Annotated in this window: 16 protein-coding genes; 15 read left to right on the top strand and 1 reads right to left on the bottom strand. The window is 48.2% G+C overall.

Annotated features, from left to right (window positions below; translation table 11 throughout):
* The first annotated feature begins 4 nt into the window (after positions 1-4).
* The 5 genes from leuB to glpK all read left to right on the top strand — a co-directional run bounded on the left by leuB (position 5) and on the right by glpK (position 6,710).
* A complete protein-coding gene (gene leuB / locus HQQ92_RS18030) occupies positions 5-1,099 on the top strand; it encodes a 3-isopropylmalate dehydrogenase (protein ID WP_173247358.1) in 1,095 nt (364 codons plus the stop codon).
* Positions 1,100-1,122: 23 nt separating this feature from the next.
* Positions 1,123-2,523, top strand: coding sequence for a 3-isopropylmalate dehydratase large subunit (gene leuC / locus HQQ92_RS18025; RefSeq protein WP_173248716.1), 1,401 nt, complete (start codon positions 1,123-1,125; stop codon positions 2,521-2,523).
* 27 nt (positions 2,524-2,550) lie between these two features.
* Positions 2,551-3,156: a 3-isopropylmalate dehydratase small subunit gene (gene leuD / locus HQQ92_RS18020; RefSeq protein WP_173247355.1), complete on the top strand. Its 606-nt coding sequence runs from the start codon at positions 2,551-2,553 to the stop codon at positions 3,154-3,156.
* Between the two features lie 526 nt (positions 3,157-3,682).
* Entirely contained in the window at positions 3,683-5,032 is a 1,350-nt protein-coding gene (locus tag HQQ92_RS18015) for an outer membrane protein transport protein (RefSeq protein ID WP_173247354.1), read from the top strand.
* A gap of 193 nt (positions 5,033-5,225) precedes the next feature.
* Positions 5,226-6,710 (top strand): glycerol kinase GlpK, encoded by a 1,485-nt coding sequence (gene glpK / locus HQQ92_RS18010; RefSeq protein WP_173247352.1) that lies wholly within the window; start codon positions 5,226-5,228, stop codon positions 6,708-6,710.
* 170 nt (positions 6,711-6,880) lie between these two features.
* Here the strand turns inward: glpK and HQQ92_RS18005 are convergent, their stop codons facing one another.
* Positions 6,881-7,216 carry a hypothetical protein gene (locus HQQ92_RS18005; protein WP_173247350.1) on the bottom strand — a complete coding sequence of 112 codons (336 nt, stop codon included), beginning with the start codon at positions 7,214-7,216 and terminating at the stop codon, positions 6,881-6,883.
* Positions 7,217-7,879: 663 nt separating this feature from the next.
* On the opposite strand from HQQ92_RS18005, the gene mraZ reads away from it, so the two are divergent.
* The 10 genes from mraZ (at position 7,880) to murG (ending at position 19,140) form a co-directional block, all read left to right on the top strand.
* The gene (gene mraZ / locus HQQ92_RS18000; RefSeq protein ID WP_105251188.1) at positions 7,880-8,338 is read left to right on the top strand and encodes a division/cell wall cluster transcriptional repressor MraZ; all 459 of its coding nucleotides are present in this window, start codon (positions 7,880-7,882) and stop codon (positions 8,336-8,338) included.
* A 31-nt stretch (positions 8,339-8,369) separates the two neighbouring features.
* The gene (gene rsmH / locus HQQ92_RS17995; protein ID WP_105251189.1) at positions 8,370-9,311 is read left to right on the top strand and encodes a 16S rRNA (cytosine(1402)-N(4))-methyltransferase RsmH; all 942 of its coding nucleotides are present in this window, start codon (positions 8,370-8,372) and stop codon (positions 9,309-9,311) included.
* A gap of 10 nt (positions 9,312-9,321) precedes the next feature.
* Positions 9,322-9,636 carry a cell division protein FtsL gene (ftsL, locus tag HQQ92_RS17990; RefSeq protein WP_105251190.1) on the top strand — a complete coding sequence of 105 codons (315 nt, stop codon included), beginning with the start codon at positions 9,322-9,324 and terminating at the stop codon, positions 9,634-9,636.
* A gap of 13 nt (positions 9,637-9,649) precedes the next feature.
* Positions 9,650-11,404, top strand: coding sequence for a penicillin-binding transpeptidase domain-containing protein (locus HQQ92_RS17985; protein WP_105251191.1), 1,755 nt, complete (start codon positions 9,650-9,652; stop codon positions 11,402-11,404).
* Complete coding sequence (murE, locus tag HQQ92_RS17980) at positions 11,401-12,903, top strand: UDP-N-acetylmuramoyl-L-alanyl-D-glutamate--2,6-diaminopimelate ligase (RefSeq protein ID WP_173247348.1); 1,503 nt, start codon at positions 11,401-11,403, stop codon at positions 12,901-12,903. The genes HQQ92_RS17985 and murE overlap by 4 nt, the downstream gene beginning before the upstream one ends.
* A gap of 156 nt (positions 12,904-13,059) precedes the next feature.
* Positions 13,060-14,442, top strand: a complete 1,383-nt coding sequence (murF, locus tag HQQ92_RS17975; protein ID WP_105251193.1) for a UDP-N-acetylmuramoyl-tripeptide--D-alanyl-D-alanine ligase — start codon at positions 13,060-13,062, stop codon at positions 14,440-14,442.
* Positions 14,443-15,525, top strand: a complete 1,083-nt coding sequence (gene mraY, locus HQQ92_RS17970; RefSeq protein ID WP_006079891.1) for a phospho-N-acetylmuramoyl-pentapeptide-transferase — start codon at positions 14,443-14,445, stop codon at positions 15,523-15,525.
* 6 nt (positions 15,526-15,531) lie between these two features.
* The gene (gene murD, locus HQQ92_RS17965) at positions 15,532-16,851 is read left to right on the top strand and encodes a UDP-N-acetylmuramoyl-L-alanine--D-glutamate ligase (RefSeq protein WP_173247345.1); all 1,320 of its coding nucleotides are present in this window, start codon (positions 15,532-15,534) and stop codon (positions 16,849-16,851) included.
* Positions 16,841-18,052, top strand: coding sequence for a cell division protein FtsW (gene ftsW, locus HQQ92_RS17960; RefSeq protein WP_113941076.1), 1,212 nt, complete (start codon positions 16,841-16,843; stop codon positions 18,050-18,052). The genes murD and ftsW overlap by 11 nt, the downstream gene beginning before the upstream one ends.
* Positions 18,052-19,140 (top strand): undecaprenyldiphospho-muramoylpentapeptide beta-N-acetylglucosaminyltransferase, encoded by a 1,089-nt coding sequence (murG, locus tag HQQ92_RS17955; protein ID WP_173248714.1) that lies wholly within the window; start codon positions 18,052-18,054, stop codon positions 19,138-19,140. Before ftsW ends, murG begins: the two co-directional genes overlap by 1 nt.
* Position 19,141 lies beyond the last annotated feature (1 nt).

Genomic DNA, 19,141 nt, shown 5'->3' with positions numbered 1-19,141 from the left:
GCGTATGAGTTATCAAATAGCAGTATTAGCAGGGGATGGGATCGGTCCTGAAGTGATGGCAGAGGCGCGTAAAGTGCTGCGTGAGGTTGAAGCGCGTTTCGATTTGAATATCGAATACACTGAATTCGATGTTGGCGGTATTGCCATCGATAACCACGGTAGTCCCTTACCCGATGCCACACTAAAGGGCTGTGAAGCGGCCGATGCGATCCTGTTTGGCTCGGTAGGCGGCCCTAAGTGGGAAAAGTTACCGCCAAATGAACAACCTGAGCGCGGCGCGCTATTGCCGCTGCGTGGTCACTTCGAACTGTTTTGTAATCTACGCCCAGCTAAATTGCATGATGGCTTAGAACATATGTCACCGCTGCGTAGCGATATTTCCGCCCGTGGCTTTGATGTTTTATGTGTCCGTGAGTTAACCGGCGGCATTTATTTTGGTAAGCCAAAGGGCCGTCAAGGCGAAGGCGAAAATGAAGAAGCCTTCGATACCATGCGTTATAGCCGTCGCGAAATTAGCCGTATCGCCCGCATCGCCTTCGAAGCCGCCCGTGGTCGCCGTAAAAAAGTGACCTCAGTGGATAAAGCCAATGTGCTCGCCTGTTCAGTGTTATGGCGCCAAGTGGTTGAAGAAGTGGCGGTGGACTTCCCCGATGTCGAGCTTGAACACATCTATATCGATAATGCGACCATGCAGTTGCTACGTCGTCCCGATGAGTTCGATGTGATGCTATGTTCTAACCTGTTCGGCGACATTTTATCCGACGAAATCGCCATGTTAACGGGCTCTATGGGCTTGTTGTCATCGGCGAGCATGAACAGCACTGGCTTTGGTTTATTTGAACCAGCGGGTGGCAGTGCGCCGGATATCGCGGGCAAAGGCATTGCAAACCCTATCGCCCAAATTCTGTCGGCGGCATTAATGTTGCGCCACAGCCTAAAGCAAGAAGAAGCCGCCTGTGCGATTGAGCGCGCCGTCAGCAAAGCGTTAAATTCTGGCTACTTAACCGGTGAACTATTGAGCGCAGACAAGCGTAGCCAAGCTAAATCCACTCGCGAGATGGGTGACTTTATCGCCAATGCTATAAAGGAAGGTGTGTAATGACGACTGTGCCAAAAAACTCGGTGGCAAAAACGCTGTATCAAAAAGTATGGGATGCCCACGTTGTAGCGACTCCTAAAGGTGAAGCGCCGATCATTTATGTCGACAGACATTTAGTCCATGAAGTGACTTCTCCCCAAGCATTCAGTGGCTTAAAAGTGGCAGGCCGCAAACTGCGTGCACCGGAAAAAACCTTTGCCACTATGGATCACAACACTTCGACCCGTAGCGCCAGCTTAGATGCGCTAAGCCCAATGGCGCGCGCACAGGTTGAAACCCTAGCGCAAAACTGTAAAGACTTTGGCGTGCGTTTATACGACATTCATCATCCTAATCAAGGGATTGTGCATGTAATGGGCCCTGAATTGGGTATCACCTTACCCGGCACTGTGATTGTCTGTGGTGATTCCCATACCGCAACCCATGGCGCCTTTGGGGCATTGGCGTTTGGCATTGGAACATCTGAAGTTGAGCACGTTTTAGCGACGCAAACTCTGCGTCAGTTAAAAGCTAAGACCATGAAGATTGAAGTGCGTGGTCATGTCACCGATGGCGTGACCGCCAAAGATATCGTACTCGCTATTATTGGCAAAATAGGCATGGATGGTGGCACGGGTTACGTGGTGGAGTTCTGCGGTGAGGCGATTGAAGCCCTGTCGATGGAAGGCCGCATGACAGTGTGCAACATGGCAATTGAGATGGGCGCTAAAGCGGGCATGGTCGCGCCGGATCAAACCACTTTCGACTATTTAGCAGGCCGCGAATTTGCGCCAAAGGGCGAAGATTGGGCAGAGGCTGTCGCTTACTGGCAAGCCATAAAGACCGATGATGGCGCCGTGTTTGATGCTGTAGTTGAGTTAGATGCCGCCGATATCGCACCACAATTGACTTGGGGTACTAACCCAGGCCAAGTCGTAGCGATCGATGGCAAAGTGCCTAATCCTCTTGATGAAGCCAACCCAAGTACCCGAGCTAGTATGGAAAAGGCCCTAGAATATATTGGCCTGAGTGCGGGTACGCCTATGACAGACATCAGCATCAACAAGGTATTTATCGGTTCATGTACTAACTCGCGGATTGAAGATTTACGCAGCGCTGCCGTACATGCCAAAGGTCGTAAAGTCGCGAGTGGCGTCACCGCGATTGTTGTACCTGGTTCTGGTCAAGTGAAAGCCCAAGCCGAAGCCGAAGGCTTAGATAAAATCTTTATCGAAGCCGGGTTTGAGTGGCGTTTACCGGGTTGTTCCATGTGTTTAGCGATGAACGATGACAGATTAGAAGCGGGTGATCGCTGCGCTTCGACCAGTAATCGTAATTTCGAAGGTCGCCAAGGCCGTGGTAGTCGTACCCATTTGGTGAGCCCGGCGATGGCCGCCGCCGCTGCGGTGGCTGGGCATTTTGTCGATATTCGTAAACCTTACTAATTACCGTAAACCCAAGAGGAGAAGTTAATGCAACCTTTTACGACCCATACCGGGCTTGCGGTCATGATCGACAGCACCAATATCGATACGGATCAGATCATTCCGAAACAGTTTTTGTCTAAGGTGACGCGCGATGGTTTTGGGGTGCACTTATTTCATGACTGGCGTTATTTAGATGATGCGGGCGATGTGCCCAATCCTGAGTTTTCATTGAACCAGCCTCGTTATAAAGGCGCTTCAATTCTTTTGTCGCAGGAAAACTTTGGTTGTGGTTCAAGCCGCGAACATGCGCCTTGGGCGCTGGCAGACTTTGGTTTGCGCGCCATTATAGCGCCCAGTTTTGCCGACATTTTTTACGGCAACTCAATCAATAACGGCCTATTGCCTGTGGCGTTAACCCACTCGCAGGTGCGTCAGTTGATGGATGAAGTGGCGGCAGAAGAAGGCGCGCAAATCACGGTTGATCTCACCAGCTGTAAAGTGATTTCACCGTCAGGTGCTGAGTTTAGTTTTACGCTGGCAGAGTCGGCGAGACATAAGTTACTCAATGGGTTAGATGCTATTGGGCTGACCTTGTCCCATGCTGCGCAAATCAGTCAGTACGAAACTCAAATCCAAGGTTGGCGCCGCTAAACTTTCAGCGCACATTTGTACTCGTGTTGAGTCTATATTTATGTGCCTAGGTTAATACCTAGGCGTTTTTGTTTTAAATCTCAAAACACTCTTAATTTAATTAATTGTATTTTAAAGCATAAATTTTTATTGTCGTTTTGATACTAGAAAATTTTATTCTCTGCAGTGATTTATGCTGTATTTGTCGAGTTTAAATGATTTACAGGTGTTCCAAAGTTTTAATTTTTTATCTTATTGTTTAATATTGGTATTTGTTGGGTTCATAATTTGAATCTCACGACTGTCGTGAATGATTTTTGAGTGTTTAAAGGTCATTTTTTGTTTTAATGGTGACATGCGTCACTAAATCTGTTTTAAAGTCGCATCTCTTTAGAGTTTTTGTCTGTTTTATCTCCTTTGGTTGCAAACATCTTCTGCATAAGTAAACTGCTGCGCATTCAATATGGAGTGTTTGCTCTATTTTGCCTGAACGCCGCAGTACTCATCCAAGTAGTACAGATAACAATAATATGATTAGAGAATAACAATGCAAAAACGTCTTCTGACTTTGGCTGTCACTGCAGCCTTGTTAAGTTCAACGACTCAACTCCATGCCGCGGGTTTTCAACTTGCGGAATACTCTGCTACAGGTTTAGGTCGCGCCTTTGCGGGTGAAGCCGCTATGGCGGATAACGCTTCGGCTCAAGGTCGAAATCCTGCCATGCTCACTTATTTAGAAGGACGTCAGTTGTCCGCGGGTGGCATTTACGTTATGCCAAACGTCGATGTGACTGGTGATGTGAGCCTTAGCTCACCGTTAATTGGTCCTAATCCTGTTGTTATGAAAGGTGGCGATGCACTAGATGTAGCTGATGACGCACTTGTGCCAAATTTTTATTATTCAAATCAGCTAAATGATCAATGGACTTGGGGCCTAGCGGTAAACTCTAATTATGGTCTAGCCACTGAATTACCCGCGACCCACGCAGCGGCTATTTTTGGTAACAAGACTTCGGTTACGACCGTTGAATTTAATCCAAACATCGCTTATCGCATCAATGATGCTGTCAGCGTAGGTGCTGGTGTACGTATCGTTTATGGTGAAGGCGAAATTGGTGCCTCATTACCAGGTTGGGTTGATGGTATCAAACCTGCACTGCCGGCTCCTGTGCAGGCAGTGTTACCTCCAGGTGGCACTGAGCTGAAAAGCATGAAGGGTGATGATGTGGGTTATGGCTGGCAGTTAGGTGCAAGCTGGCAAATTAATCCGGCTCACCGTTTGGGTTTTGCTTATCACAGCGGCGTGCAACTGGACTTGGATGGTCATGCTTCTGGTGTTCTGTACACTGGCGGCCAAGATGTGTCCATTGAAGGTTATTTACCGCTTGAATTGCCCGCTTTTGCAGAGATAGCTTCCCATCACCAATTGACCGATAACTGGGCCATGCATGCGAGTGTGAACTGGACCGATTGGAGCGTATTCGATCAACTAGTGGCTTATTTCCCTGGTGAAGTTAAACCTAAGGGCGGTTTAGAGTCTGATTTAGTTAAAGAAGAGCACTTCGAAGATAACTGGCGCTTCGCGCTAGGGACTACTTATCAAGTGAATAACGACTGGTTAGTGCGTGCCGGTGTTGCTTTAGATAAAACGGCGGCAAATGACGAGTGGCGCACAACCACAATTCCAGACTCTGACCGTCTGTGGTTCTCTGTGGGCGCAGGTTATCAGGCAACTAAGAACCTGAACGTTGATTTTGCTGTGACTTATATTAAAGCGACTGGCGATGCGCCAATCAACGAACAGCAAAACCTATTGAACCTCGCGACTGTTAACGTTAACGGTGAAGCAAGCGGTGATGTATGGCTTGCGGGTATCCAAATGAGCTACAAGATGTAAGTTCAGTATGTTAAAAAAAGCCCTGAATTTTCAGGGCTTTTTTATGGCTATAGCATGATGGCGTTATCTTGTTTTACGGCTTGCTTGCTGGTCACGGCGGTCAATTCCGAATATATTCACTGCATAAGTCGGTGGATCATGTTAATTCTCGCCAGCATAAAAAGGCGGCGGAGAGTTCAGATAGGATAGTAGCGTGCAGAAAAAATACGTGGTGGCCTTAGATCAAGGTACGACTAGCTCAAGGGCGATAGTGTTCGATCACGACGCAAACATTGTCAGCGTGTCCCAGCGGGAATTTACCCAGTTGTACCCTAATCCGGGTTGGGTCGAGCATGATCCCATGGAGATTTGGGCAAGCCAAAGTTCAGTGTTAATTGAAGTATTGGCGCGTGCGGGTATTCACAGCGATGAAGTGGCCGCCATTGGCATTACCAATCAGCGGGAAACCACTGTTATATGGGAGAAGGCCACAGGTAAACCTATTTATAACGCGATAGTGTGGCAGTGCCGTCGCAGCGCTGAGATTTGTGAGCAACTCAAAGCTCAAGGGTTAGAAGAATATGTGCGTGAGAATACCGGTTTATTACTCGACCCTTATTTTTCAGGCACTAAGATCAAATGGATTCTAGATAATGTGCCCAATGCCCGTGAGCAAGCCGAGCGTGGTGAGTTGTTGTTCGGCACTATCGATACTTGGCTCGTGTGGAAGTTAACCGAGGGCAAGGTGCATGTTACCGATCCCACCAATGCTGCCCGCACTTTGCTATTCAATATCCATAGCCTGACTTGGGATAATAAGTTACTCGAAGCCTTAGATATTCCCTTGTCTATGTTGCCTGACGTTAAACCTTCCTGCAGCGTGTATGGTACGACACGGATAGCGGGGGAAGGCAGTGAAATCCAAGTCGCAGGAATGGCGGGCGATCAACAGGCTGCGCTTTTTGGTCAGTTATGTGTCGAGCCCGGCATGGCGAAGAATACCTACGGTACTGGTTGTTTTTTGTTGATGAATACAGGGACAAAAGCGGTGCGCTCAAACCATGGGTTACTGACCACAGTTGCCGTGGGGCCTAAGGGTGAAGTGAACTATGCCCTCGAAGGTTCAGTCTTTATGGGCGGTGCGACCATTCAATGGCTGCGGGATGAACTGGGGCTTATTCGTGACGCCAGTGATACTGAGTACTTTGCCTCTAAGGTCGCCGATACTAATGGCGTGTATCTGGTGCCCGCTTTTGTGGGATTGGGTGCACCTTATTGGGATCCCAATGCCCGTGGCGCACTCTTTGGTTTAACCCGTGGCGCCAACCGTAATCATATTATTCGGGCAGCGTTAGAATCTGTCGCTTACCAGAGTAAAGATTTACTCGATGCTATGACCAAAGACAGTGGCGTCAGCCTTAAGCGTTTAAAGGTGGATGGCGGCGCGGTCGCTAATGATTTTTTGATGCAATTTCAAGCCGACATTACCGATGTCGAAGTGTTAAGGCCAAGCGTTTGTGAGACAACCGCTTTAGGTGCGGCATTTTTAGCTGGGTTGGCAGTGGGCTTTTGGGAGAGTGTGATAGAGCTTGAGCACAAAGCCTGCATTGATAAGCATTTTATCCCTAATATCGATGCCCAGACTCGAGTACAGCTATACGAAGGTTGGCAGGACGCGGTGGCCAGAACTCGAACTTAAACAATACGCCTTGAGGCGGCATTGGTTTGAGATAAAACTTAATTTGAGGTATCGCATGATTCGAAATCTGGCCTGATTTCAGACATGCTCGATAGTGCTGCTAAAAGAGGCTAATAAAAAGGCGCTAATCCAATGGGATTGCGCCTTTTCCGTTTTATATCAGTACGGATTTATACTTCTACATCAATGATATGTTGGCTCGGTGGCTTCTTGATTTCTGCGGAATCATCGGTCACTTCAAGTACGACACCTTCTTTTAGTTTTAGCGTTTCGGTTTCATCCGATGCACGGCGTTTCTTATTTTTATTGTTATCTGATTCTTTGCGTCTTTCCCTAACTTTAGTATCGTGGCTTTCTAACGCTGGAGGTAACTGCGACTGCGGTGTTTCATGGCTATCTGGGGCATTTGCGCTTGCGCTGCTGACTTGGTCAACAACCCGTTTAGGGTGAAACACGGCTTTTACTGGCTGTGCCAGCATGGCATAAATGCTATCCAATCCACTCATAACGCCTCCTTGTTATTACACCTCTTAATATGATATCGGCTGAAGTAGGTCAATATTTAGACTATACGCCGTTTAACTTGTTAAGGCGAATAAGGCGAGCCATTAGGTAGCTAGTGCGGGTATAAGGTGAATGTATAGGGAGAAAGTGGTTCTTTTGGTGGATTTTACGTGGGATTTTTGATCTTTCTCGCAATCGCGACATTAATATTCAGCCATTAGTAAAAAGATGAACGTCTTTATTTGGAATAAAAATTTAGATTTTTATGCTGATTTCAACTCTTTTTTGACTGTCGAATAAGGATGGACGTAAGTTTGTTTTGTTGCGTTTTTGAGTTTGACGTTATTTCTCGACCCGTAAAATCCCACAAATACAGAAATAATTCCCCATTTTTTTCATCGCAAGCACCTGAAAGCAAAAGGTTGCTGAATATATCGGCGCTATTTATTCCTGTTGTTTCCTCTGTTTAGTCAATCTCTAATGGTTTTTCTTGTCAAAAGTTTGTCGCGCGGTTAAGTGCTCAACATGCGGCTAACCCGCTTGCCGACTGGATTTATAAAAGGATCCCATCCCTTGACAATGCTTGTCGACTGTCCCTAAACTTAGCAGTTGTGGGAAATAGTGGATATTTGTGGATCAAAAATCAAAGGATAGGATGAATTAGCGTGTTTCGTGGAGCCAGTGCTATCAACTTAGATACAAAGGGACGGATCGCTATTCCAGTGCGATACCGCGAACCTTTGCAGCTTGAGCACCAAGGCCGCATCGTGATTACCGTCGATATCCAATCCGCCTGTTTACTCTTGTATCCCATTCACGAATGGGAATTGATCGAAGCTAAGTTGTTGAAGCTTTCAGATACCGATAAAACCCAGAGATCTTTAAAACGCCTGTTACTCGGCTACGCCCACGAAGTGGAGCTCGACAGTAATGGGCGCATATTACTGCCGCCACCGTTAAGGCAATATGCCAATTTAGATAAGCGCATCATGCTGGTGGGGCAATTGAATAAATTTGAGCTGTGGGATGAGCAATCTTGGCTGCAGCAAATTGATGAATGTCAGGAAACGATTCGAAGTGAGGATCTCGTTAATAACGAGCGCCTCGCGGATTTTTCACTTTAACGAGTCGTGATAACTAAATAAGAAGAGAGTAATGAGTCAAGAATTTGCCCATTTATCCGTACTGCTAGCAGAAACGGTTGGCGGTTTAAACATCAAAGACGATGGCATCTATATCGATGGCACGTTCGGCCGCGGTGGTCATTCAAGACAAGTATTACAACAACTCGGTGAACATGGTCGATTGATCGCTATCGACCGCGATCCTCAAGCGATTGAAGCGGCCAAACAATTTGCTGACGATCCACGCTTTCAAATCGTGCATGGTGGCTTTGGTCAATTAGCCGATTACGTCGAAGAGCTTGGGCTTGTGGGCAAAATTGATGGCGTATTACTCGATTTAGGTGTGTCTTCACCCCAGCTCGACGATGCTGAACGCGGTTTTAGTTTTTTGCGCGATGGTCCACTCGATATGCGTATGGATAACAGTCAAGGCCAAACGGCTGCACAATGGTTGGCTCGTGCCGAAATTGAAGATATGGCTTGGGTATTTAAAACCTACGGTGAAGAGAAAAATGCTCGCCATATTGCCCGTTGTATTGCTGCCGATCGTGAGAAAACGCCGTTTTTACGTACTAAAGATTTAGCCGATTTAATTGCGCGTATCACTAAAAATAAAGAACGCAATAAGCACCCTGCGACTCGGGTGTTTCAAGCGATCCGCATTTATATCAATAGTGAATTAGATCAAATTGATCAGGCACTTGAAGGAGCCGTCAATGTGCTTGCTCCCCAAGGACGCTTGTCGGTCATCAGTTTCCATTCTTTAGAAGATCGTATCGTGAAGCGTTTTATTCGTCGTCATAGCCAAGGCGAAAGTGTACCGCACGGTTTTCCGGTGACTGAAGATCAAATTAACAAGTCGCGTAAGTTACGTGCCGTGGGCAAGGCGATTATGCCATCCGACGAAGAAATCGAACGCAATGCCAGAGCTCGCAGCTCAGTGTTACGCATTGCCGAGCGTTTAGATTACTAAGGGGCGCACTGTGAGTAAGCCCTCGATTAATCTGCCACGGATCGTTTTACATGATTTATGGCTGCACAAATGGATCTTGTTATTAGCCTTGCTTGTGCTGAGTAATGCGGTTGCCGTGGTTTATGGCAGCCATGTTAGCCGTCAACTGACAACCCAGTGGGACCAGTTACTGCAGGAGCGAGATAGATTAGATATTGAGTGGCGCAATTTATTATTAGAAGAGCAATCGCAGACTGAGCACAGTCGTATTACGCGTATTGCCTCTAAGGAACTCAACATGAGTCGTCCGTTACCCAGCGAAGAAGTTGTGGTAAAGGTGCCGTGAGTATAGGGAAGATATGACTAGGCAAGCGAAAATCAAACGGGTAAGCAAACCGCAAAAACCTCAATTGATCCACTGGCGTTTATACGTAGTGGTCGGGTTTGTGTGTGCGTTGTTTTGCAGCCTAGTGGGACGCGCAGCTTATATTCAAATTATCGAGCCCGACAAATTACGTCACGAAAGTGACATGCGAACATTGCGGACCACTAGTCGTGAAGTGCAGCGTGGCTTGATCACCGACCGTAATGGCGACATGCTGGCCGTTAGTGTGCCAGTGCGTGCCGTCTGGGCCGATCCAAAACAAGTCAATGATAGTAATGGTTTTGCCGATATGCGCCGCTGGCAAGCCTTAGCCGATGTGTTGCATGAGCCCCTCGAAGATTTGTTAGAGCGAGTACGCAGTAACCCCACCAAACGCTTCACCTACTTGAAACGCCAAATTACCCCTGCGGTTGCGGACTATATTACTCAGCTTAAATTACCCGGTGTATTTCTAAAGTCTGAATCTCGCCGTTATTATCCAGGTGGTGAAATCACAGCTCAGTTAATCGGCATCACTAACATAGATGATGTTGGGATTGAAGGTGTTGAAAATGCTTACAATAGTTGGTTAACAGGTACGCCTTCCAAACAAAAAGTGCGTAAGTCACGCGATGGTCATGTCGTCGAGCGTCTCGATATAGTGCAGGAAGGTGAGAGTCCAAATGATCTCGTGCTGAGTATCGATCATAGGATCCAACAATTAGCCTATCGCGAACTAAAACGCACCACTGAGATGAACCAAGCGACTTCGGGTTCGATTGTCGTCCTCGACATTCATACGGGTGAAGTCTTGGCAATGGTGAATACGCCTTCGTATAACCCCAATGCGCGCGACAATCTGCAAACCTTCAGAATGCGTAACCGTGCTATGACAGATACCTTTGAGCCGGGTTCGACCATTAAGCCATTTGTGGTAGCCGCAGCGCTTGAAGCTGGCACAGTTAAATCGACCGATATTATTGCCACTTCACCGGGTTGGATGCGTTTAGGTGGCCGCCAAGTACGTGACCCCGCGAACTACGGCGATATGAGTTTGGCGCGTATTTTGGCTAAATCCAGTAACGTCGGCATCAGTAAATTAGCTTTGTCTATTCCGGTGCAGCAACTGCTCGGCACTTATCAATCCATGGGACTTGGTAGTTTTTCGGGAATTAACCTCACGGGTGAAAGCGCTGGCTTGATTCAAGATCGCCACCGTTGGTCAGACTTTGAACGTGCCACCTTGTCCTTCGGTTACGGCTTAACGGCAACAACACTTCAACTTGCGCGCATGTACGCCACCTTAGGCAATGGCGGTACTTTGTTCCCAGTCTCGATAATGAAACTGAAAAAGCCACCTGTCGGTGAGCGAGTCATTTCTGAAAATGTGGCTCACGATGTAATGCAAATGCTGGTCGGTGTAACGGAAAAAGGCGGCACTGGCACTTTAGCGCACATCGACGGTTATCCAGTTGCAGGTAAGTCTGGCACAAGTCGTAAGGCAGTTGCTGGTGGTTATGGTGATGATTATGTTGCTTTATTTGCGGGTGTTGCTCCTGCGAATAATCCTAGATTAGCGATAGTGGTGGTAGTGAACGAACCTAAGGGCGATCTCTATTATGGTGGTTCAGTGGCGGGGCCTGCATTTGCCAAAGTCATGTCTGGCGCACTGCAAATGTTAAACGTTGAACCCATTACCGATAAAGAACAAGTGCAATTGGCGGGAATCGCCGCTGGGAGAGCAGAATGATGTTATTACGGGATTTGCTAGCGCCTTGGCTACATTATGCTGGCGCGCAGTCCTTCAATGATCTGACCTTAGATAGCCGCGCAATACGTCGCGGCGATGTGTTTTTGGCGCTGCCAGGACATAAGGTCGATGGCAGACAGTTTATTGAAAAAGCCTTAGATTTAGGTGCCGCAGGCGTATTAGTTCACACGGATGATGCTGACCAACATGGCAAAGTGTTGCTGGGCGATAATGCCGAGCACGGTGTGCAGATTTATTTCTTTCAGTTAAGTCGTCAGGTATCGGCAATTGCCGCCCAGCGTTATACCTTAGCGCACAAGTCTGCCGTTATGCCATCCCTTGGAGTTATCGGTATTACCGGAACTAACGGTAAAACCTCTACGAGTCAACTCATTGCACAACTGGTGACTTCATTGGGGCGCAAAGCCGCCGTCATGGGCACCCTTGGTAATGGTCTCTGGGGCGAGCTTGTTGATAGTGGTAACACCACAGCCGATGCGATTACCTTAATGCGTCAGTTGCATGAGTTTGAAGCCCAAGGCGCGAGTGTCTGCGCCATGGAAGTGTCGAGTCACGGCTTAGTGCAAGGCCGCGTCGACGCAGTACCATTTGATGTTGCCGTGTTCACTAATCTGACGCGCGATCACCTCGATTACCACGGCGATATGGAAAGCTATGCCGCCGCTAAACAAAGCCTATTTCGTTTCAGCACTTTAGGTCACGGTTTATTGAATCTCGACGATGCAGTTGGCGTGTCTTGGTTGACTGAACTTAAATCTGTGCCTGCGCAAATGTGGGGCTTTAGTATTGAAGGTCATCAAGCCGCGGCTTTTTATACTAAAAATGCCAAGTTTGACGATCAAGGTGTCAGTGCAACCTTAGTCTGGCCCGAGGGCGAGACTCAAATCCACTCGCCACTACTTGGTGCCTTTAATCTTTCTAATTTACTCGCGGCGCTATCGGCCTTGTACCTGCAAGGTCTTGATATGAAAGCGTTAGCCGAGCAAGTGCAATACCTAACGCCCGTCGCAGGTCGTATGGAGCGTTTCACAACTGCGGATAACATCACCTTAGTGGTCGATTATGCCCATACGCCAGATGCGATCGAACAAGCGTTAAACGCGCTACGTCGCCATTGTGCCGGTGATTTATGGTGCGTATTTGGCTGTGGTGGCGACCGTGATAAGGGCAAGCGTCCTTTGATGGGCCAAGCTGCAGAGCAATATGCTGACCGCATTATGGTGACCAGCGACAATGCGCGCAGTGAAGACCCCGCGCAAATTATTACCGATATTATCCAAGGGCTAACCCACCCTCAGCAGGCATTGACTCAGGTTGACCGTATCGCAGCAATTAAAGAGGTTGTGGCATTGGCTAAACCTGGCGATGTGATCTTGCTTGCGGGCAAAGGCCACGAAACTTACCAAGAGGCGGCAGGTGTGCGTCATGACTATGATGAACGCGCCCTGGCACGCCAGTTATCGGAGCAATCAAGATGATCCCTCTTTCTCTCGGGACCCTAAGTCAACACTATGATGGATGTGTATTGGCACATCGGTCATTGGAGCAATCAAGATGATCCCTCTTTCTCTCGAGACTCTAAGTCAACACTATGATGGATGTGTATTGGCACACCGGTCATTGGAGCAATCAAGATGATCCCACTTTCTCTCGAGGCCCTAAGTCAACACTTAGGCGTGTATCGAGTCGGTGACGACGTCACCATCCAAGATTTAAGCAGTGATAGCCGCAAAATCGGCGCTGCAACCCTGTTTGTTGCCTTAAAGGGTGAGCGCTTTGACGGCCATGATTTTGCAGCTACAGCTATTGCGAACGGCGCAGCGGCGTTAATGGTTGAGCGTGAGTTAGCTTTTGATATCCCGCAGCTCATAGTGGCTGATTGTCAAAAAGCCATGGGTGCGATTGGTGCTTATGTTCGTGACCAGATCAATCCGATTTGTGTTGCTTTGACTGGCTCAAACGGCAAAACCAGCGTGAAGGAAATGATCGCGACCATTCTGTCGGCTAAGCATCAAATCCTCTATACCGCTGGCAACTTTAATAATGAGATTGGTGTACCGCTTACTTTGCTGCGTTTAACGCCAGCGGATGAGTTTGGGATATTCGAGCTCGGTGCTAACCATAAAGGTGAAATCGATTACACCTCGGGACTCGTGCGTCCAAACGTCGCGCTGGTGAATAACGTCGGCAGTGCCCATTTAGAAGGATTTGGATCGCAAGCGGGTGTCGCGCAGGCGAAGTCAGAGATTTTTAATCATCTGCAGGCCGATGGCACTGCCATCATCAACGCCGATGATGCCTTCGCTGATTTTATGAGCGTTAAGGCAAGACCTTATAAGCAACTGAGCTTCTCCCAGCAAGATGGTGCCGCTAAACGTCATATCGACGTGATAGCGACAGGCCATAAGACTAATGCGGATGGTTGCTATCGTTTTATGCTCAATTATTTAGGTGAATCTTGCCAAGTGGTATTGCCGTTGGCGGGTCGTCATCAGGTGAGTAATGCACTCGCCGCTGCAAGTGTTTGTATTGCTTTGGGATTGAGTTTGACTGAAATATCTGAAGGCTTGAGCCAATTAACGCCAGTGAAAGGACGTATGCAGCCGAGTCAATTGGGGCGCGTGCGTCTAATCGACGATAGCTATAACGCAAATCCTGTCTCCGTTGGCGCGGCGATCGCTTGGTTAAAGGAAATTTCTGAAAATCGCTGTCTGGTACTGGGAGATTTAGGAGAATTAGGCGACAATGCGCCCCTTTTACACGCTGAACTAGGGCAACTGGCCAAGCAACAGGGGATTGATGCCTTGTTTTGTACCGGAACTTTAAGTCAGCACACGAGCCAAGCTTTCGGTGCGGAGCACTATGACAGTGTGGCGACGTTAGTAGAAAAACTTATAAAGCATATAAACCAGTTGCCGGGACAGGTAACGGTTCTCGTTAAAGGTTCACGTAGCGCCGCCATGGAGCGGGTCGTGGATGGCCTAACAGTAGCCTTCGGGCGTGGGGAGTTAGTGTAAATGCTGGTATATCTGGCCGAGTATTTAACCCGTTTTCATACCGGGTTTAACGTGTTTTCCTATGTGACATTTCGAGCCATTTTAGGCTTATTGACCGCATTGGTTTTTAGCTTATGGTTTGGCCCTAAACTGATTGAACGTTTGCAATTACTGCAAATTGGTCAGGTTGTGCGTAACGATGGTCCAGAATCACATTTTAGTAAGCGTGGCACGCCGACTATGGGTGGCTTGCTGATATTGGCTGCTATTTTCATCAGCGTATTGTTGTGGGGTGATTTGGGTAGCCGCTATGTGTGGGTCATGTTGTTTGTGCTCGGCAGTTTCGGTTTGATCGGTTTTATCGACGATTATCGCAAAGTGGTGCGTAAAGACACTAAAGGCTTGATCGCGCGCTGGAAGTACATTCTGCAATCTTTGGCTGCGCTGCTTATTGCTTTTTTTCTGTATGCCACAGCGGCCAATCCAGGCGAAACCCAATTAGTGGTGCCTTTCTTTAAAGACGTGATGCCGCAACTCGGCGCCGTATTTATCGTATTGGCGTACTTCACGATAGTGGGTTCGAGTAATGCGGTGAACTTAACCGATGGTCTCGATGGTTTGGCGATTATGCCGACGGTAATGGTCGCGGCGGCGTTTGCATTGATTGCTTATTTGTCGGGTCACGCTCAGTTTGCGAATTACTTACATATCCCGCATTTACCCGGTTCGGGTGAGCTTGTGATTGTCTGTACCGCCATTGTCGGTGCGGGTCTGGGCTTTTTATGGTTCAACACTTATCCCGCGCAAGTCTTCATGGGCGATGTGGGTTCACTGTCATTAGGTGCTGCACTTGGCACTATTGCGGTCCTCGTTCGACAAGAAATTTTGTTAGTGATCATGGGCGGCGTGTTTGTGATGGAAACTCTGTCGGTGATCCTGCAGGTGGGTTCGTACAAGTTACGCGGCCAGCGTATTTTCCGCATGGCGCCGATACACCATCACTATGAGTTAAAAGGTTGGCCTGAACCTCGAGTGATAGTGCGTTTTTGGATTATCTCGATATTCCTCGTCTTACTTGGCTTAGCCACGTTGAAGTTAAGGTAATTGGTTATGCAAAATCAGTATTCACACATAGTGTTAGGTTTGGGGGCCACGGGCTTGTCCGTGGTGCGCTATTTGTGTGGAAAGGGCATTACGCCATTGGTGATGGACAGTCGTCGGCAGCCTCCGGGCGCCGAAACGTTAGCGACGTCTTTTCCTGATGTAAAGCTGATTTCTGGCGGATTCGATTGCCGTTATCTTGTGCAAGCGACGCAGATCATTATCAGTCCCGGCATTGCTACTTATACCCCAGAGGTACGTGCCGCGGTGGATATGGGTATCGAAGTGATTGGTGATGTTGAGCTATTTGCCCGTGAAATTGCTGAACGTAAACCTTGTGTGATTGGCATTACTGGCTCTAACGGTAAATCGACCGTCACTACGTTGGTGGGCGAGATGGCAAGGGAAGCGGGTATTGCCGTTGCCGTCGGAGGTAATATCGGTGTGCCTGCGCTGGATTTACTGCATGAAAATGCGGACTTATTTGTGCTTGAGTTGTCGAGCTTTCAATTGGAAACCACCCACAGTCTTAAGTGTGTGGTGGCGACCTGTTTGAATATCAGCGAAGACCATATGGACAGATACAGTGACATCGATGCCTACCGCGAGGCTAAATTACGCTTATACAAACAAACCCGTGCCGTACTCTTTAATCGTGACGATAAACTGACCGTACCGCCAGAACCAATGAACCAAAACAGTTTTGGTTTAGCTGCGCCAGAAGCGGACGAATGGGGCATCAGCGACAGCAAGATTTATCACGGCAGCAGCGAAATAATGCCGATTACTGAAGTGTCACTGATTGGCAGTCATAACCATGCCAACCTACTTGCGGCGATGGCGCTTGTGGATGTCGTCGGTGTCGATAAGCACGTTATGGCAAAAGTGGCGCGTACTTTTACTGGCTTATCCCATCGCTGTGAAGTGGTTGGTGTTAAGAATGGCGTTACCTATGTCAATGACTCTAAAGCGACAAATGTCGGTGCTACAGTCGCCGCGCTCGATGGCTTGAGTGACCACTTAGGCGATATTATTTTGATTGCTGGCGGTGACGGTAAAGGGGCTGATTTTAAGCCTTTAGCTGTAGCTTTAGCTAAAGTGACGCACCTCATCACCTTAGGCCGCGATGGTAAAAAGATTGCTGCATTGAAAGACGGCTCGATAAGAGTCGACACTATGGCTGCTGCGGTAGCGAAAGCCGCTGAATTGGCAACCTCTGGTGATATCGTTTTATTATCGCCAGCCTGCGCCAGTTTAGATATGTACAGTAACTTCATGGCTCGAGGTGATGATTTTAGAAACCTCGTGGGACAACTTAATGGCGAGTGATGCAAGACAACTTAGCCTATTTGGGCGTTTGCGTTTAGCAATACCCAATTGGCAACGTGATACCGAAGTCCCGGGCGTGCAATTGTACGACCGTGCTTTGCTCGCGGCTGTGTTGTCTTTGATTAGCTTCGGCTTTGTAATGGTGATGTCAGCCTCTATGCCTGAAGCGCAAACGCTCACGGGGAACCCATTTTATTTTATGACTCGCCATGTGGGTTATTTAGTGGGTTGCTTATTCATTGCGGCATTTGTGCTAAGAGTAGAGATGCAGACTTGGCAGCGCTGGAGCCCCATGTTGTTGTTGATTGTGGGTTTGATGTTGTTGGCTGTATTGGTGGTTGGCACTACGGTAAACGGTGCAACGCGTTGGTTATCCATAGGCCCTATTCGTATCCAGGTGGCGGAAGTCGCTAAATTTGCCTTCGCCATCTATATGGCGGGTTACTTAGTGAGGCGTCATCAGGAAGTGCGCGAGAATGCTAAAGGCTTCTATAAGCCGATTGCAGTATTTGCGATTTACGCTGTGCTGATTTTGATGCAGCCCGACTTAGGTACTGTGGTGGTGCTATTTGTGGGAACGGTTGGTCTATTGTTTTTAGCCGGTGCGCGTTTACTCGATTTCTTTGCCTTGATTTTTGCGGGCGTATTGGCGTTTGTGGCCCTAGTGCTATTGGAACCGTATCGTATCCGCCGAGTGACCTCCTTTATGGATCCTTGGCAAGATCCCTTCGGTAGCGGTTACCAGTTGACTCAATCTTTGATGGCCTATGGTCGAGGTGATTGGTTTGGCCAAGGGCTAGGTAATAGTATTCAAAAATTAGAATATTTACCCGAAGCGCACACTGACTTTATCTTTGCCGTGATCGGGGAAGAATTGGGCTTTATCGGCATTATTGCCGTGTTATCTGTACTGCTATTTGTGGCGCTGAGATCGATTCGTTTAGGTAATTTGTGTTTAGCCATGGATAAGCCATTTGAAGGTTATTTAGGTTATGCCATCGGTATTTGGATTTGTTTCCAGACTGTGGTGAATGTCGGCGCGAGTATCGGCATGTTACCAACCAAAGGGCTGACATTACCTTTTATCAGTTACGGTGGTAGTAGTTTATGGGTCATGACTGCGGCAGCGATGATGTTGCTGCGCATTGATTACGAGCGGCGCATGACATTAGTTCAGGCCGTGCAAGGGAGATTGAAGTGATGACTCCAACAGGAAAACGTATTTTAGTCATGGCGGGTGGTACGGGAGGACATGTGTTCCCGGCACTTGCGGTGGCTAAGTATTTAGCTCAACAGGGTTGGCAAGTGCGTTGGTTAGGCACGGCCGATCGTATGGAGGCGCGTTTAGTGCCCCAGTATGGATTTGATATTGATTTCATTGATATCAAAGGTGTGCGCGGTAATGGTTTGATCCGAAAACTCGCGGCGCCCTTTAAAGTGGTGCGTTCAATATTGCAGGCTAAGGCCGTGATTGCTGAGTTTAAACCCGATGTGGTCCTTGGCATGGGCGGATTCGCCAGTGGCCCAGGTGGTGTTGCGGCAAGATTAGCCGGTATTCCACTGGTGCTGCATGAACAAAATGCCATCCCAGGGATGACGAACAAGTTGTTGTCGCGGATTGCGACGCAAGTGTTATGCGCCTTTAAAAATACCTTTACCACAGTGAAGGCCAAGGTCGTTGGTAATCCGATTCGCCAAGAACTGATTGCCTTAGGCGCAGAACCTCAGCCTGAGGCTGATGAAGCCTTAAAAGTGCTCGTGGTCGGTGGCAGCCTTGGTGCCAAAGTATTTAACGATCTTATGCCAGAAGCGGTCGCGATACTGAGTCAGCAGCAGTCAGTGACGGTTTGGCATCAAGTGGGTAAAGATAATCTTACGGGCGTGAAGGCGGCATATCAGCAACAAGGACAAGATGGTGGCGTGAATATCGCTGAGTTTATCGACGATATGGAAGCCGCCTATCGCTGGGCTGATGTGGTATTGTGCCGAGCTGGCGCCTTGACTGTGTCTGAGTTAGCGGCGGTGGGGCTACCGAGTATTCTGGTACCTTATCCCCATGCAGTGGATGATCATCAAACCCGTAACGCTCAAGTATTGGTTGAGGCTGGCGCAGCTTTCCTATTGCCACAGGCCATCTTGGACGTGAATAAACTGGCGAACAAATTACAGTTGCTCGCCAATGACAGAACAGAATTAGCCCGTATGGGCCAAAGAGCGAGAGACGTTGCGGTACTGGATGCGACTGAACAAGTTGCCGCAGTGTGCATCAGCCTTGCTGAGAAAGGATAAG

This window comes from Shewanella sp. DC2-4, assembly GCF_013248875.1.
GTDB classification, from domain to species: domain Bacteria; phylum Pseudomonadota; class Gammaproteobacteria; order Enterobacterales; family Shewanellaceae; genus Shewanella; species Shewanella oncorhynchi.
The sequence above is the reverse complement of the archived record's forward strand: the minus strand, read 5'-3'. Positions and strand labels throughout refer to the sequence as shown.